The organism is Okeania sp. SIO2F4 (genome assembly GCF_010672385.1).
Taxonomy (GTDB): Bacteria; Cyanobacteriota; Cyanobacteriia; order Cyanobacteriales; family Microcoleaceae; genus Trichodesmium.
The window spans coordinates 1-1,761 of record NZ_JAAHGT010000657.1 but is presented as its reverse complement, the minus strand read 5'-3'; the positions used below and the strand labels follow the sequence as shown (position 1 = coordinate 1,761).

Here is a 1,761-nt window from a genome sequence, read left to right as displayed (position 1 = left end):
AAAACGTCTTAGTTTCACTAATCATCTTACTTTTGAATTGGGATGAGGATTTGGGAATTGTTAATCAATAATAGATATCTCCAGAAAATAAACTTGCCCTTTATTTAGCATCAGCTAGAGTTGTAAAAGTTCCTCAAAAAATGATTTTTCGTAGATTTTTCCTGAAAATATCTTGCCTGTTCCCAGTTAAGTGTTCCCTATTACCTACTAGATGCAAAAAGTCTATATCTTTTTCACGCCCATGTCTAATACTTATTTTACCAACTCCAGACCTATCCTACTAAAGTAGTGATTATGAGTATTTATCTGATTATTACCAGTTTCTCCCAAACTCTCCCACTATAGTAGTGAGATTTTTGTGGAGATCAAGTCTGAAACCAAAACGTCTTAGTTTCACTAATCATCTTACTTTTGAATTGGGATGAGGATTTGGGAATTGTTAATCAATAATAGATATCTCCAGAAAATAAACTTGCCCTTTATTTAGCATCAGCTAGAGTTGTAAAAGTTCCTCAAAAAATGATTTTTCGTAGATTTTTCCTGAAAATATCTTGCCTGTTCCCAGTTAAGTGTTCCCTATTACCTACTAGATGCAAAAAGTCTATATCTTTTTCACGCCCATGTCTAATACTTATTTTACCAACTCCAGACCTATCCTACTAAAGTAGTGATTATGAGTATTTATCTGATTATTGCCAGTTTCTCCCAAACTCTCCCACTATAGTAGTGAGATTTTTGTGGAGATCAAGTCTGAAACTAAAACGTCTTAGTTTTGAATTTATATTTTTATTTTTTGATTGTTTATGAATAATACTTCTTCTACTAACTCCCGACCTCTTTGGTTTAAATGGTGGTTCTTGATCCTTATATTACTCTTGAGTGGAACCATAACTGCTTCTTTCGGAGCAATAACCGCCTTGCTTGCCCCCGTTGAACCAGAATTTATAACTCAACTACTCCAGGAATTTACCGCAGATGTTCTGTGGCGTAAACGCTTACCTTACCAACTCTCACGACCTATGAATATCCTAGTTATGGGAATTGACCAAGTTCCAGGAGTGGCAGAAGATTCTCCAGATGTATTTGAGGGTCGTAGTGATACTTTACTATTAGTACGGGCTAACCCCACCAATAAAACAGTCAGTTTACTTTCTGTGCCACGAGATACTCAAGTCCGAATTCCCGGAATAGGTCTTGCCAAAATTAATCAAGCAAATGTATATGGGGGACCAAAACTGGCAGAAAATGTTTTAGAAGATACTCTGAATGATATAGAGATTGACCGTTATGTGCGAGTTAGCAAAGGAGCGTTTCGAGAATTAGTAGAACAACTCGGTGGAGTAGAAGTTTTTGTTCCTCAACCCATGTCTTATGTTGACAATACCCAAAAATTAAATATAGATTTACAACCAGGTTGGCAAACTCTCAATGGAGAACAAGCAGAACAATTTGTCCGTTTTCGAGAAGAAGTTCATGGCGATATTGGTCGTGTACAACGACAACAAGTTTTACTAAAAGCACTGCGAAGTCGCGTTACTAATGTAGCAGTTTTACCTCGGTTGCCTCAGATTATTCGCGTAATGCAAAAGTATGTGGATACTAATTTAAGTTTTCAGGAAATGTTGGCTTTGATTAGTTTTAGTCTTGACTTAGAGCGGGATGATTTAAAAATGGTCATGTTGCCAGGAAAACCTAGTTCTAGAAATCAGTATTTTGCTAGTTATTGGATTATAGATGAGGCGGGTCGCGATCGCGTTCTGG

1 protein-coding gene is annotated in these 1,761 nt (G+C 36.7%); it reads left to right on the top strand.

From position 1 onward, the window contains the following. Positions 1–803: 803 nt before the first annotated feature. Positions 804–1,761: LCP family protein (locus F6K22_RS29755; RefSeq protein WP_293106487.1), on the top strand; the 958-nt coding region annotated here is incomplete at its 3' end.